Annotated in this window: 14 protein-coding genes; all 14 read right to left on the bottom strand. The window is 39.4% G+C overall.

The window, feature by feature from the left end:
- On the bottom strand, positions 1 to 1,044 hold the full coding sequence (locus MHN32_RS03505; RefSeq protein ID WP_174168546.1) for a nucleotidyltransferase family protein: 1,044 nt from the start codon (positions 1,042 to 1,044) through the stop codon (positions 1 to 3).
- A 14-nt stretch (positions 1,045 to 1,058) separates the two neighbouring features.
- Positions 1,059 to 1,724 (bottom strand): class I SAM-dependent methyltransferase, encoded by a 666-nt coding sequence (locus MHN32_RS03500; RefSeq protein WP_174168545.1) that lies wholly within the window; start codon positions 1,722 to 1,724, stop codon positions 1,059 to 1,061.
- A gap of 1 nt (position 1,725) precedes the next feature.
- Positions 1,726 to 2,394 carry a class I SAM-dependent methyltransferase gene (locus MHN32_RS03495; RefSeq protein WP_174168544.1) on the bottom strand — a complete coding sequence of 223 codons (669 nt, stop codon included), beginning with the start codon at positions 2,392 to 2,394 and terminating at the stop codon, positions 1,726 to 1,728.
- Positions 2,395 to 2,431: 37 nt separating this feature from the next.
- On the bottom strand, positions 2,432 to 3,433 hold the full coding sequence (locus MHN32_RS03490) for a GNAT family N-acetyltransferase (RefSeq protein WP_174168543.1): 1,002 nt from the start codon (positions 3,431 to 3,433) through the stop codon (positions 2,432 to 2,434).
- Positions 3,430 to 4,449 (bottom strand): N-acetylneuraminate synthase, encoded by a 1,020-nt coding sequence (neuB, locus tag MHN32_RS03485; RefSeq protein ID WP_174168542.1) that lies wholly within the window; start codon positions 4,447 to 4,449, stop codon positions 3,430 to 3,432. Before neuB ends, MHN32_RS03490 begins: the two co-directional genes overlap by 4 nt.
- On the bottom strand, positions 4,436 to 5,590 hold the full coding sequence (neuC, locus tag MHN32_RS03480) for a UDP-N-acetylglucosamine 2-epimerase (RefSeq protein ID WP_174168541.1): 1,155 nt from the start codon (positions 5,588 to 5,590) through the stop codon (positions 4,436 to 4,438). The genes neuB and neuC overlap by 14 nt, the downstream gene beginning before the upstream one ends.
- Before the next feature lie 2 nt (positions 5,591 to 5,592).
- On the bottom strand, positions 5,593 to 6,753 hold the full coding sequence (locus MHN32_RS03475; protein WP_174168540.1) for a LegC family aminotransferase: 1,161 nt from the start codon (positions 6,751 to 6,753) through the stop codon (positions 5,593 to 5,595).
- Positions 6,753 to 7,952 carry a UDP-N-acetylglucosamine 4,6-dehydratase gene (locus MHN32_RS03470; RefSeq protein WP_227387250.1) on the bottom strand — a complete coding sequence of 400 codons (1,200 nt, stop codon included), beginning with the start codon at positions 7,950 to 7,952 and terminating at the stop codon, positions 6,753 to 6,755. Before MHN32_RS03470 ends, MHN32_RS03475 begins: the two co-directional genes overlap by 1 nt.
- Positions 7,945 to 10,035, bottom strand: coding sequence for a 6-hydroxymethylpterin diphosphokinase MptE-like protein (locus tag MHN32_RS03465; RefSeq protein ID WP_239420879.1), 2,091 nt, complete (start codon positions 10,033 to 10,035; stop codon positions 7,945 to 7,947). Before MHN32_RS03465 ends, MHN32_RS03470 begins: the two co-directional genes overlap by 8 nt.
- A gap of 96 nt (positions 10,036 to 10,131) precedes the next feature.
- Entirely contained in the window at positions 10,132 to 10,410 is a 279-nt protein-coding gene (locus tag MHN32_RS03460; protein WP_174168537.1) for a hypothetical protein, read from the bottom strand.
- 10 nt (positions 10,411 to 10,420) lie between these two features.
- Positions 10,421 to 10,849 (bottom strand): flagellar export chaperone FliS, encoded by a 429-nt coding sequence (fliS, locus tag MHN32_RS03455; protein ID WP_206471562.1) that lies wholly within the window; start codon positions 10,847 to 10,849, stop codon positions 10,421 to 10,423.
- Positions 10,850 to 10,871: 22 nt separating this feature from the next.
- Positions 10,872 to 12,299: a flagellar filament capping protein FliD gene (gene fliD / locus MHN32_RS03450; RefSeq protein ID WP_174168535.1), complete on the bottom strand. Its 1,428-nt coding sequence runs from the start codon at positions 12,297 to 12,299 to the stop codon at positions 10,872 to 10,874.
- A gap of 31 nt (positions 12,300 to 12,330) precedes the next feature.
- Complete coding sequence (locus tag MHN32_RS03445; RefSeq protein ID WP_174168534.1) at positions 12,331 to 12,744, bottom strand: flagellar protein FlaG; 414 nt, start codon at positions 12,742 to 12,744, stop codon at positions 12,331 to 12,333.
- An 85-nt stretch (positions 12,745 to 12,829) separates the two neighbouring features.
- Complete coding sequence (locus tag MHN32_RS03440; protein ID WP_174168533.1) at positions 12,830 to 13,852, bottom strand: flagellin; 1,023 nt, start codon at positions 13,850 to 13,852, stop codon at positions 12,830 to 12,832.
- Positions 13,853 to 13,865: the final 13 nt, after the last annotated feature.

Below are 13,865 nucleotides of genomic sequence, written 5' to 3'. Positions count from 1 at the left end.
TTAAAAAAAGTTAATAATATCTGATTGCGCACGTTCAAAGTCAGACATACGCCCAATATCTAACCAGTATTCATGTATCGGAAACATAGAAATTTTTTCATTACTTTGTAAGCAAGAGTTAATCAAATCTGGCATATCTAGACGCTCTCCGTAATTAAGGCGATTGATGACACTCGGAGAGACAACATATACTCCTGCATTTACAAAGTACTTTTCTGTTGGCTTTTCAACTATTCGAACAACTTCATTATTTTCAGATTTAATCACACCATAGGGAATTTGATATTCGTGCTCTCTAACACACATGGTTATCGCCGCTCCCTCCTCTTGGTGATAGGCCAATAGCTCAGAGAAGTCAACTTTTGTCAAAAGATCTCCATTCATCATCACAACAGGGACGACCTGCTCAGGTAGTAAGCTCAGTGCGCCTGCAGTTCCTAACGGCTCTTTTTCCTCCACATAATCAATATCGACACCATACTTAATACCATTAGAAAAGTGATCTTTTATCATGTCAGCCTTATAATGAACGGAAATAAAAAAATTCTTGAAACCATGCAGGCAAAAGCTATCTAGAATGGTCTCCAATATCGGCTTTTTCCCAACTCTCAATAAAGGCTTAGGACAACTTTGGGTCAATGGCTTTAAACGAGTACCAAACCCACCCGCCATTAAAAACACAGTGTTTGGGATTTCGCATTTTTTTAACAAACCATCCTTTGTAATGATGTTTTTAAGTTCCCTATTTTTATCTACAATAGGTATCTGTTGGAGCTTATTTTTTTCTAATAATGACATCACAAATGCTTTGCTATCAAACTCATTTGCAGTTATCGGCTCACGACACATGATTTCTGTCAATGGTGTTTCTAGGGATTTGAAATCCAATATAGCCCTTCGAATGTCACCATCAGTTATCACTCCAAGCAGCCGTCCCTTCTCAACCACAGTAACCAGCTTAATTGGTGAATTATTTAAGATTTTTATCGCATCCTTCATAAACGCAGAAGCGCTTAATTGAGTTGCTTTCCAAATATCGCCCATATAATTACTCCAAACTATGCCTCTTTCTGTGCAATAATCATCCACTCCTTAATGACCTCAACACCGCGCCCCCACTGAAGCAAATCGACATTTCTCAACTTCATATCAGTTGGCAACAGTTTTACTATATCTTCTTCATCGGTAAATCTAGTCAAACCTTTAGCCGCCATAGGTCCTTCTTGTGGTATATAAGTGTTATGTGCCAACTGCTCACCAGTTTTGTCTCCCCAAGTTCCCGTAGCAAACGTTCTTATATATAGGAGCCCATTAGGCTTCAACACTCTTGCAGCTTCTTGATAAATTTTTTGTGTATTTTCAAACGAGTTTGTTGAGCTTGCCTCAATATCCAGCACACAATCAAATTGTTTGTCACTATAAGGTAGTTTAATCATATCCCCAATATCAAGGTGGCCTTGCCAATCAGGAACCTCATGATCAAGTCGGGCTTTAGCTTGAGCTATAGCTGTTTTGGAACCATCAATACCAGTGACATTAAAGCCCTCTCGTGCCATAAACCATATATTTGCACCCGGACCACAACCAATTTCAAGTAATTTTACTGCACAGCGATCCTCGCACTTGTAATAATTTCTAGCGATAAACCGGACAATATCTTCCCCAGGATATTTCCCCCAAGCCTGTGATTTAAATATGTCTTCCCAAGTTTTATCCCAAGACATTTTAACTTCCTAATTTTTTGGCAGTTATCATCCATTGTTTAACTGGCTTATCTTCCATTCCATAGCTCATTACTTCAATAGATATTAATTCTAAGTCAATAGGCAATAAAGACTGTATTTCTGACTTATCAGTAAAGCGGATTGCCCCTTGGTTAACCATTGGCCCTTCAGAAACCAAATAGGTGTTTTTTGCAACTTCTTCACCTGTATTATCTCCCCAGCAGCCTTTAGCCAAACATCGGCTGTATAAGAGACCACCAACCTTTAATACTCGGCTGGCTTCACTAAATATTTTTTGGGCAACTTCAAAGCTCGTTGTAGGTGTGACCCCAATATCTAAAACCGCGTCAAAATATTCATCTCCGTAAGCTAAGCTTATAACATCACCTTCAACAACCTCTCCTTGCCAACTAGGAACCTCAGCATCAAGCCTTTCATTTGCAATACGAACAGCTGTTTTTGAACCTTCAACGCCTGTCACATGAAACCCTTCACGCGCCATAAAACACAACTGAGCACCTGGGCCACACCCCATCTCTAGGAGCTTTACTTCCCCTCTATTCTCTACATTATAAAAATTACGAGCAACGAAGCGAACTACGTCTGTATCCGGGTATTTTCCCCAGCTTCTCTCACTATATATTTTTTCCCAAATTGGATCCCAGCTCATAGCCCTTTCCTATATAAGCAGTTAGCGTCAATACATATTAGCGATAAAAAATCACTCGGTTTGTTTTAGCAAGATTAATACCAGGCTTTATGCATATTTTTTTAAGTGATTGATAACGTTCTGTATCGAGTACTTTATGGCCAACCACATACTTTTCTTGATTCTTGCTGAAAAGCATTTTGAAACGTAAAAGTGGATCATCATTTGAAGTGGTGTATCCACCTCCCAAATGCAAATACTTGGCTCCGTATTCTTTACCTTTTAGCATCGCTTGTTCAATAATCAATTTAGTTGCATTTAATTTTTGCCCATATTGATTATTTGCAGAAAGGTGGTACTCCATATAATCACCATCAATAAAAAAACTTGCTCCAGCAATTACTTGTCCGTTAAAAGTAGCTATCGCGAGCTCACAAAATGGTAAACTTACAAGCTCTCGAAGTACGCTTTTAGGAAAAAAGTAGTCGGAGTTGGCCCGCAAACGTGTCATCGTTTCGTAATATTGTTCGATAAACGCCTCAACATACTCTCTATCTTTTGACCAAATAACTCTGATACCTTCGCGCTTCGCTTTTCTAATAGCACTTCTCGTTCTCGCTTGAATTTGCGAGGTTATTACTTCTAGAGTTAAATCAACTACAACTACATCTCTATTCTCATTGAGTTGACCATCATAGAGCTTGCTATTTTTCAAGCAACAATTATAGCGAATAAATTCAACTAGGAAGTTATTCTTAATACAGTACTCTCTATAAGCATTAACACTACGCTCAATAAAACCTATATCAGAAGAGGAGCTTATAGCTCCACCAAATCCATAAGCAGACTCAATATCTTTGATAACTCTCCCTTCTACCTCGCTTTTAAATACTAAAAATGGGTGGTAAAAGAAACTATCCTCCTCCCTATGGAGGAAAAAGCATGCTTGTGCGTTATCATATTGATTTGCCATCACCTCAACATACTCAAATCTTAACATCGGGTGTCGAAGGTTACTGGGTAGAGAAGAAAATAATTGATTCAGCTCTTTATGCGTCATTCTTCTCTCTCTATTGACTGGTCATAATAGTAATTTTTTGTTGCAACTTTGCCGATAAGCTCATCCCAAAATTGGGCATCTACTCCTGAGCTTGTGCGCTTGGTTGTCAAGTTAGACATGGAAAATACATCCCCACGCTTGATCTCACACTTAGCAACGATGCGCTTTCTAACAACTCTTTTGTTTTCCAACTCCACGCTCGATAAAGTTTTTACCTTACTTCCTAGGGCCGTTTCGATATTTCTGATGGCTTTAACCATAGCAATAAATTCTTTTGGCTCCATTGAAGCCTCATGATCTGGACCTGCCATTTTTTTATCTAACGTTATGTGTTTTTCTATTACTGAAGCTCCTAGAGCAACGGCAGCAATAGCTACCTCAGCACCTTGGGTATGATCTGAGTACCCGTACTCTGTACCAAAGTTATCACCAAGCTCTGACATAGCTAAGAGGTTAACACTCTCCATAGAGGCCGGGTACTCTGAAGTGCAATGCAGAATAGTTATGTTTTCTTTTTCTGTACCAGACTTAACCAAAGTATTGAAAGCAAACTCAACTTCGCGTAAGTCAGCCATGCCTGTTGACAGTATTACATTTGCATTTCGGTGGCCTATTTTTCTTAAATAAGGAGTATTTGTTATCTCACCTGACGGAATTTTAAAAGTTGTCATTCCTAACTCAATTAGTAAGTCGATGCTCACCAAATCAAAAGCGGAAGACATAAAAGTAATATTCTTGCATTGGCAGTAGCTCAAAAGCTCTTCATGATCTTGCCTTGACAGCTCTAGTCGTTTAATCATGTCAAATTGTGACTCGTCCCCATCCGTCGTTTTTTTTTGATATCCCGCTTTAGGAGTATCAACAACAAGCTCTTCCTCTGTAACAAAACTTTGAAATTTAGCCACGTCAGCTCCAGCTTCTACGGCAACATCGATTAGCTTCTTTGCAAGTGATATATCCCCATTATGATTTACACCTATTTCTGCAATAACTGTAACTCTATTAGGCTTTATCATAAAACACCTTTTTAACTGTGCTAATTGGTTTAAACCGTTTGAGCACTCTCATTATTTTGGTTAGAGATTCAGGATCTCCATACGGATTTTCCGCCGAAGCACATATTGTCAAAAACTCTTCACTTAATGCTTCTTCAATAGCTTCCACAACCGATTCCTCGCTACAATGTAAGACACTCGCTGCACAGAGCCTTCCATCTTGTCTAGTTCCTATGTTTATAGATGGCTTTTTCAGAGAAGGAGCTTCGATCAAGGCACTTGAGGAGTTCCCTAATACTAATGCACAGTGATAAAGCGCGGTATGATAAAGCTCAAACCCTAAAGAAGGAACCAATACAACTCGCTCTGGCTTGTTTTCAGCATAACTAATCAGCGTCTTTAGAATTACATCGTATCCATAGTCCGCATTTGGATAAGTAATAAGCACTTGAAACTCTGAAAACTTATCTATTGCCTTGAGGATCAACTCAATAGCATGTTCATTTTCAGATAACCCTTGAGTAGTAACTGGATGATATGTAAATAAAAAAAACTGATTTTTTTGGAATGTGCTACTTAAACTCTTATTTAGCTCTACAAGCGAAAATTTAGGTCTTTGATATAGCTTAGTTAAGCCTGGTTCACCAACATTAAACACACGTGTAGGGCACTCACCCATTCTAATTACGCGCTGTTCATGCTCATAATTTGATGTAAAGTGTAGATAGGACATTTTTGTTAGAGCGTGTCTAATGCTATCGTCTATAGCACCTGTTGTAACCTCTCCCCCAGAAAAGTGTGCAATTGGGATATGATGTATCAGTGCCGCATTAGCAAAACCAAGTAGTTCAAACCTGTCACCCATGATTATAAGCAAGTGAGGTCTGAGCTCTTCCAAAATATCTGAAAAACCACTAGCAGCTTTTGCAATAGTGTTTACATTGTCACGCTGACTACTCCCAGCCAAGATTGGTAGCTGTGCAGATATGGATAAACCCAAATCGATAATTTCATTTATCGTAGTTCCATGCTCATCAGCTAAATGACTTCCTGAAACAACTAACTGTAGAGATAAAGATTGGCATTCCTCAATTTTGCAGATAACGTCATAAAGTAGACCAAACTCTGCTCTAGAGGTTGTTAACACTGCAATTTTTTTCATACTTATTTGATCACTAAATTAGGTGTGCTTGGTATGTTAATGATTCTTTTTTGAAAGTACTCTGCTCTGGCAAGGTCCCCTTTCAAACAATTTGAGAACATTGGCAACGTATTCATTAACCTCCATACAGGACGGGTCATAATCCCCTTATCACTCAGTGCATTGATGTAAACATCCCTCGCCTCTGGACTAGGGGCAATTACTGCATTAAGCCAATAATTTGACGTGGCATAATCAGGTTCACTGACGAAGGATAATTCACTACTTTTGAAAAACTCCTGATACAACCGAGCAAGATTTCGTTTTTCTAAAATAATTTTGTCCAAGTATTCTAATTGACCACAGCCTAGAGCAGCGTTTATGTTCGGCATACGAAAGTTAAACCCCAACTCATCATGATAATATTCATAATCATGAGGGACTTTTGCGGTTGACGTTAAATGCTTAACTTTCTCTCCAAGCAACTCTGAAGAAGCGATTACAGCACCTCCTCCACCTGTCGTTATAGTTTTATTACCATTAAAGCTAAGCGCTGACAAAAAACCAAAAGTACCTGTATGTTGCCCTTTATACAAAGAACCTAAACTCTCCGCTGCATCCTCAATTAAAAGTAAATGCCACTTTTCACACACAGTTATAAGTTCTTTCAATTTCACCGGATGGCCAAACGTATGCATTGGTAACACTGCTTTAATTACTCTATTAGTAGACTTGTCTCTGCATACTCCTGCATCATCTAAATATGCTGAATCAGATAAATAAGCCTCTAATGCAAGGGGTGATAACCCAAGACTTTCATCATCAATGTCTACAAATATAGGCGATGCACCCAATTGCGAAATAGCATTGCAGGTTGCTACAAAGGTCATAGGTTGAGTGATCACAAGATCACTTTGTCTAACTCCTGCCATATAAAGTGAGATATATAAAGCAGAACTGCCGTTTACCGTTGCTGAAACAGCTGGCGCTTTCGTAAACATTTTCAGCTCATCTTCGAATCTAGTAACAAACATCCCAACACTAGATACAAACGTAGACTCAAGTGTCTCACATACATAGTGTTTTTCGTTGCCAATAAACTTCGGAGCATGGAGAGGAATAAACTCGTTCGTTTTGTGATATTCACGAATGAACCCAACAATGTCTCTGACAAAGTCAGTCATTACATCTTTCCATCTAAATATAGGCCGGTTTCTTTATGTTGGAACTGGGGTAGTAATTTAACAACAGCATTAACAATATCTGACTTTTTCCATATACCTCGAGCTTGTAAACCTTTTATCGTTTGTTTAAAAGCAACTAACTCATGAGAAGTCACTGATAAATTTGATTTAACGACTCCGATGTCATTAAACAATGTCATATCTAAAATCTCACCTACTGTGTAAAACTCTTCGATAGCTTTTTCACCGGTCGTAGTACTTCCGCTAAATAAACATGGCCAAAAACCTTTCGCAGGTAATACTCTCGCAAGCTCTCTAGCTTCGTCTTCAGTTTCACATAGGTAGGGTGTATACCCCTGAGAGAGTAGAAACTTCTCAGCTATATCTGAAAACTTTGCTAAGTGACTTTCAGCGTTCAATTTAGGAAAGAAGATATCGCCTGTCTGGCCGAATATACACGACATTAAACACAGGGTTGCAGACTCTTCTGGCGTGACAAAGTAGCGTTGAATATCATTAGGTGCGACAATAGGTTGGGATTTAAAGAGGCGTTGTTTGAAACTATGCAAAAGAGAGCCGTCAGAAAAAGCGACATTCGCAAATCTAGCCGTCGAAATAGGTAGTTCCTTGTGAAAGTCGGTTAAGAACATCTCCATAACCCGCTTCGACGCCCCCATTAAGTTGACAGGGTTTGCAGCTTTATCTGTTGATACACAGAAATACTTTTTAGCACCAAACGCTATTGACTGCTCGAGGGATTTTATAGTATTGAAAATATTCACATCAAGCATACGCATTAGAGTAAAAGCGTCCTCTTCACTACGTACATGCTTTAATGCTGATAAGTTTAAAACATAGTCATAGCCATTGCCCGAGTTAATAAAAGCATCATATTCTAATGAACCAATATCTAAAGCAAAGGTTTTAAAGTCACTTACGATGTAACCAAAACTACTTCGTAAATCTCTAACTAGCTCAACTAGGTTATTCTCACTAATATCTACTACGTGTAATACTTTAGAACCACGCTTAAACAGCTCCTTTACAACGGCTTGACCTATGGAACCCGCGCCTCCCAATATCAAGAAACGTGAATTACTAACTATTCTTGACAACTCATCATCATGGGTTTTTAGATCTTCATAAAAGAGCGGTAATGTTCTGCCAATCAAGCCTAAAGAACCTTCATTATTATTCATCTTGGTAGAACTCACTCCAAGTACATTTAGTATTCCAATTCGCTTCAAAATCTACTTTCGCTGCTTTGATGAACTCCTGCCAAACCTTTAGAGTCTTATCAAACCACTCCAATGACTTATCTTCCTGCTCATAGTAATAGAGCATGGTCATCATCGGGCAGTGGAAGTATAGCATTGTACCTTTAATTAGATGGAAGAAGTGTGCATATTGGTTATCTTTATATGCGAGCAAAACGTTTTGTTGAGCACGTAGCAACTTATGAGCTTCATCACGGTTTTCATAAGGTCTATTCCCAATTTCTATTAAATAATCACAAAGCTCTGCAAAGCATTGCCAACCAAGCGTTTCCTCACTTGGAACAACAGTAATCTCTTGAAAAAAGCTTGCTTTTATTGCTTCAACTAGTTCACCTTTATTTTCTGTTTTATTTAACAAGAACAGTTCGTCAGTCAAAAGTGTATGTGCTCCTGCGACTTTTGCCCCACTACCAACGTTATAAAAATCAATCCCAGGAAACAGAGCTATCAACTTTTCCTGCATGATATGAGATATGACCATTAGGTTGGTTGCCATAACTATTTCTCCTGTGTTACCAGGTAGCTCAATAGTTGCCCCTACGGGTGCTTTATAACCTAACTTAATCAGGCGTTTGTCATTATAAACACTTAACGAAGAATGTGTTTTGTTATTTGTATGGTAACCATTATCAATACCAAACATGTATATCTCACCAAAACCAAATGCTGCTGCATAAGCTAAAGCGGTATTGGCGACTAGAGGAGCACAAAATGGTAGCTCTGTAGATGCATAACCAAACTCTTTTAATGACTGCACAGCCAAAAATACGCTAGCGGCTTCAGGGCCTTTTCTCCCCAGCCCCGCCCATTTATACATTTTCAATACGTCTGGATACATAACGTCAACCGCCAACAGGTTAAGATTGGAGTAATCCTCTCCTTCATTTAGAAAATCAACTTGTGCATCATATGTTCCTTTGGTGCGCTCAACTAACACATGAAAATCAGGTACTATTCCAGCGTTTTGAAGGCTATATAGTGCCGTACCCGCAGCAATAATAATGGCATCATCTTTGTTTTGCTTTATGAATTCTATAGACTCGTCTAGCGAAGGGCCGTTAGCCACAACAAACACAGACTTATCCTTTAGCACTTGCCGCTTTTCTGGTGACGCAAACAAATAAGGGAACTTATTTTGCGAATTAATAATTCCATGCGCAAGGCCGGTAATTGCATCATTATAAAAGCCAAACCCTTGATGAAGCTGATAGTAGTTTTTAAAAAAACCTTTAATGCTCAAGTTCAGTTCTTTAGAAGGGTAATGCTGATAACAAAAGCTATTGATGATAGAGTTGGCACCAACCTTTTCAGCAATTAATCGAATATCTTCAAAAAACTCCGTATAAGTACTGCCTACATTGAGAAATAGACACCCACCCTGTTGATCAATTTTCTCAATCACAGCACTCCAGTCGATACAGAAAAGGCTTGCAAAAAAGAGCTCAATATCTGGCTCGCATACATACATATAATCAAATTGACATTTATCAAGTAGCGATTCGATGTGGTAGCCCAAGCCTACTCCAAACATCATACAAGTAGGGTATGTTTTTGGCAGAGATGTGAGGATTTCCAAACGGTCAGCTTGCACTTGGCATAGTATGTCAGCGAGCTTTTTAACATATTTTATATGTAGTCGCTTATCTTCTTTAAGAGTATTTGGAGCAGAAAAATAATCTGTTCGGCTGAAGTTGGGTGAAGCAATATTTCTATTGACTTGCTCATTTGCTTGTAAAACCGGATCATCACTATAGAGCGGGACTTCAGTTCCTTTAGGATAGAAATTAGCAGCACCAGTAGAAGTTACATGTAAACAAAAATTTTCTCGAGGGGTAAACTCTACCAAAATATCAAAAATATCAGGGAAGTACTTCTGGAAAGCTAGAATATTTTTTCCAAATCGTAGATTAGCCTCTACAGCAAACTCACCTTCTCTTTCACTTTGCGCTTTAAGACTTGCTAATGCACTTTCGGCTTGGCCCAAGAGATTTTCGATATTATCCATATTTACAACTACTCAACTTTTACACTTCGATATATTATTGCAACTTTATACTTCATTGCTCAAATATCCTATTTAATCGCTGCGAAAACGCAGGTATTAGGGCATGCACCCTTTTACTTTACTGTATTTATCAACCTTAGATTTTTTACCTTGCAGACCAATAATCTCAGCTTTTGCTTCATTTTTTTGTTCATTAACAAATTGCATACACTCTATCAACCGACTCTGAAGGTCGACTAACTGATGCTGACAACTTTCCAGTTCTTCGCTTGTTAACGCTTTTAGAAGCGCATCAATCTTATCAAAAATAGACTGCGCGAGCCCAATATTTTTGCTAGACAACGCACTCTCAAAATTTTGGAGCAACTCTAACAAAGCCTGACTCTTATCCAGCATTGTTAGTACTCGAGTCGCTATATAAAGTTTGTTCTCTCACCTCAATAGGGATAGCATCCCACCCAGATTTAATCTCTTTTAATAGATTACTTACCTCATCGACAATGTCAGGGTCGTTATTAACGCTAGCATCTAATAATCGATTTAACATGTAACTATATAATGAGTATAAATTCTCGGAGACTTCTCCACCAGCATTAAAGTCTAAACACCCCCTAAGGGCCTCAATGATTGAACTAGCTTTTGATATATGTTCCGCCTTCGCCTCGAAATTTTTGTTTTCAATCGAGACTTTCGCGCGAACTAGTTTTTCAATCGCGCCAGCAAAAAGCATCTGAATGACCTCGTACCGGTCCGCGCCCGCCAATCGAGTTTTCAGTGCTTCTTTTTGATAATTTTTTACCTTTGCGTTGTACATAATTCACCTAGTTAAGTTACTCTTAAGAACCTGATTTTACAAAACCCGGAAGGCTTGCTAGTTGAGCCCCCAAATAGGATTGAGTAGACTTCATTTGAGCGAGCAAAACATCTAATCCAGCATACTGCTGACGTAGACCATCCTCATAATCTTTCATCCGTGCTTTATGATCGATAACATCATCTTCCAAATCATCAAGCTGCGTAGTTAATGATGTTTCTCTCACTTTCAATATGCCACCTGTATCGATATAATTTCCAAGCAGCGCTTCAAGTTTTTTGGCTACACCATTTTCTCCTGCAAATGCCGCGCCAATATCATCAAAATTTTCATCCATTGCCTCGTTCAAACTTCTGACAAGTGACGACTTTTCTAAGTACGAGTCTTTTTTAACGCCGATTCCTATATCAAAAATAGATTCAAACGGCCCAGCGTCAGTTAACTCAGTGCCAAGTGTTGATATTAGCTGGTCGCTTAATGCACGCATGGACGCATCACCGTTTAACGGTTTGTTCGCTCGAGTTTGAAGTCCAATCATTCCAACTAGATTGTTATAGCTGGCAATAAATTCGTCGATTAGCGCAGTCACTGATTCCCGATCATAGTCTATATTAAGTTTTGCGGACAGCTTTGTTCCGGATGAGTCTTCAGGGCTTACTTCTAGTGCCTTGATAGTCATATCTTGAACAGCATCTTTGAAGGTATTTGTGTCACTATTTACGCTAAGCCCGTCCACTGTAATTATTGCATCTTGTGCTTTATCGTTATCAGCTATAACCATACCACCACTTGGGTTTAGTGTTTCATCGTAAGTCTCAATTGCATCTAATTCTGCAGTATCACTCGTGATGACGAGGTCGTTATCAGCACCTGTTACGTTCGACGTTAGAACAAGTTTAGAACCGACCTGGGGGTCTCCAGTGTTTATTATATTTGCAGTTACACCAAAATTATCCTTTGAAGAATTTATTGCATCACGCAACTCCGATAGCGTCATTCCAGCTGTTACACCTAGATCGAACGTTTTATCTGGCCCTGCCGCAAAAGACAAAGTTCCACCACTTGCACTAACAACCGCATCAGCAGACGAAAAAGCACCATCCGCAGAAACAGCTCTGCTTCCTTGAGCCAGCTGTTGCACCGTAATGTTAAAGTTACCTGTAGAGATATCTGAAGTGGGCGTAACACTAATTATGTCAGCTCCATTCGGCTGACGGATATTAGCCACCCGTTTACCAAAATTATCTTTGTCCGCAAGCTTTTCAATAATATCGTTCAGTTTTGATACAGCTGATTTCACCTCGCCAATTGATGATAACTCAACTTTTAACGATTCCTGCTTTTCCGCAAACCTAAGCATTTTAGGTCTGTTTTCCGCATCAATTGAAGCTTGTATAATTGACTCTAGATTTAGACCTGAGCCTACACCAGCAGATGTGATCGATGGCATGATTAACTCCTCAATACCTTAAAACTTTCTGTCACGCTGTTTTGTTGAACAAAAAGCCTTTACTAGACAACTTATCGGCAAACTCTTCTAAAGCTTTAGCAACTTCTCTAAACTCCTCAGTGGGAATTTCTCGAATCACTTCTTCGCTTTCTTTATCAAAGACCTTAATAATAGGTGGCTCCCCTTGCTCATCAAACTCAAAGACTAAATTAGTTGACGTAACTGGAAGATATTCATTTAGCTTTTCCAAGTTCTGTTTAACTTCATTTACTAAATCTAACTTGCTCTTGAGCTTTATCCCACTCTCGACATTACCGGCTATTGGCTCTTTCGCCATCAATTCAGAGTCTTTCAACTCTTTATTGCTTAGCTGCCTAGGCTTTAAGGTACTGCCGTCTGAAGAAAGGGTTTCAGCAGGTCGTTGAGTTGAATTCATATCAATCATTATTACAACTCCTATTTTCCTCTTTAATATAGTTTAAGCCACTTTAAGAAAAATATCTCTTAAAGTGACTTGTAAACCTGGTAGATTACCCTAAGAGAGAAAGGGCGACCTGAGGACGCTGGTTTGCTTGGCTTAAGATTGATTGGCTTGCTTGCTGAAGTATTTGCGCCTTTGTTAAGCTCGCAGTTTCTTTAGCAAAATCAGTATCTTGAACCCTAGAGCGAGCAGCCGACAAGTTTTCTGAAATATTAGACTGATTTCGTATTGTCGACTGAAAGCGGTTCTGCACCGCACCTAATTCTGAACGTTTCTTGTCAACAACAGCAATTAATGCATCCATACCCGCCATTACGAGTTGAGCGTTATATTGAGTCGATACCGATATCCCTGTTTCAGTAAACGTCGTTGCAAATGTTGCTGTAGAAGCTGTAAATGCCGTGTCACCAGCAGCCGCAGCTAGCTCATTTAACTTCGTGATCCCATCAGCATCAACATAACCAGCAGCTGCTGCAGTCGACGCAGCACCGACCAAAGCACGACTACCAACTGCAGACGCAATACCTGCTATCCCAGATAGTGTAAATCCACCATTGGCAGTCAACGTATTCGTTGTGGCTCCAACGGTTTTCATACTAAAATCAATCGTCTGGGCAGCCTCTGCACCTACTTGAAAGCTTGCTCCGTAAGAGCCATCTAACAAATTTGTGCCACCAAACGAAGTATCTGATGCAACCCTGTTGACCTCATCCATTAATTGATGAATTTCTTCTTGAAGTGCTAAGCGATCTTCATCAGTGTTTGAGCCATTGGAAGCTTGTTGCGCAAGCGTGCGGACCCGTTGGAACATAGATGTTACTTCTTCCATCGCACCTTCAGCGGTCTGTGCTAAAGAAATCCCGTCGTTAGCATTCCTGATACCTTGATCAAGACCATTCACTTGACTAGTGAGACGGTTTGCGATTTGCATACCTGCCGCATCATCTTTCGCACTATTAATGCGCAAACCTGATGACAAGCGCTTAAACGAAGTATCTAGTGTGTTACCAGAGTTCATTAATTGTCTTTGTGCGTTCAGTGAACTCACATTAGTATTTACATATAAAGCCATTATAGCCTCCGCT

It is taken from the genome of Pseudoalteromonas sp. Of11M-6 (assembly GCF_022347905.1).
GTDB lineage: Bacteria > Pseudomonadota > Gammaproteobacteria > Enterobacterales > Alteromonadaceae > Pseudoalteromonas.
The sequence above is the reverse complement of the archived record's forward strand: the minus strand, read 5'-3'. Positions and strand labels throughout refer to the sequence as shown.